Source organism: Kocuria salsicia (assembly GCF_007681555.1).
GTDB lineage: Bacteria > Actinomycetota > Actinomycetes > Actinomycetales > Micrococcaceae > Kocuria > Kocuria salsicia.
In genome coordinates, this window is sequence record NZ_VELE01000031.1 from 1 (window position 1) to 1,154 (window position 1,154).

At 67.6% G+C, this 1,154-nt stretch carries 1 protein-coding gene; it reads right to left on the bottom strand.

The window, feature by feature from the left end; genetic code table 11:
- Nucleotides 1-224 precede the first annotated feature (224 nt).
- Nucleotides 225-953, bottom strand: a complete 729-nt coding sequence (locus tag FS770_RS13550; protein WP_145012783.1) for an aminoglycoside phosphotransferase family protein — start codon at nt 951-953, stop codon at nt 225-227.
- Between the last annotated feature and the right edge of the window lie 201 nt (nt 954-1,154).

Below are 1,154 nucleotides of genomic sequence, written 5' to 3' on the forward strand. Positions count from 1 at the left end.
GCTACGCTCACGGAAGCGGCATAACCGAAACGACACCGTGTCCACGATTCGGGGTCAAGGCCCGACGACCAGTTCGTCCCGGATGGGCAGGGCGCCGTGGGCGAGGAGCAGGGCCCTGACGTACTCGGGGATTCCTCGTTCACAGGGCAGACACTCACACCGTCTTCATGATGGGGAACCTATCAGTGACCGCCGCTCCAAGCGGTGCGCCACCAGGAAGAGAGTCAACCGGTGGCCAGCACCCGGTCACGATCGCGGCGATACATCGCGGCGTGCTCGGCGAAGTCGTCCCGGCCGGTCTCGGCGGCTCGTGCGTCGGTGAACGCCGCGAGTTCCTCCAGACGTGCCGCCACCGCAGCCAGCAACTCTGCGGGCTCGTAGGGCATTTCGTAGGAGTCGATCAGCAACCGGAGGCGACCCGCACGCTCGGGTGCGGGCGGGCCGCCGTCGTGCGCGTCATCGGTCAGAGGCACCAACCGGTAGGCCAGGTAGGCGAGGTCCCAGGTCCTGGGGCCCGGGGAGGCCGTGTCGAAGTCGATCACCCCGCGCAGCCGACCGTTGCGGAACACCAGGTTGTACGGGGCAAAGTCGTTGTGGCAGATCACCTCAACCGGGTGGTGGGTGGGCAGCTGCCAGACCAGGTCCTCCCCTACCAGCGCGGTGGACGCGTCGTGGATCCGGCGCAGCAACCTCCCGGCCGCCGCCAGGACCGTTTCCGCCCACACCCACTCGGGCAGCGGATAGCCGGGAACCACCCCGACGATGTAGGACAGGACCTCCCGGCCGTCCTCGTCCACCCCGCGAGGCTCCGGGACCTCGGTGATCCCTTCCGCCCGCAACCGACTCAACAGTGCATGCACCGCCGGGGTCCAGGGTCCGACAGTGCGGCGGACACTGTCGTCGACCCGCACGACGGTGGTGGAGTTGCCGCCGGTCAACATCTCCTCTGCCATGGAACGACCCTATCTGGAGGACCTCAGCCGAACCGGCGGCCCAACTCCCGGGTAACGTGGGCAGCCGCACTGGCGTACAAGTTCCGCTCCTGTTCGGTCAGGTCGGGGCGGCCGGCCAGGAGGCTGCGGTGATGCAGAGACGTGAGGAACCGTTCGTAGACCTCCCAAGCATCACAGCGGATCATCATTTCCTCCACGGTG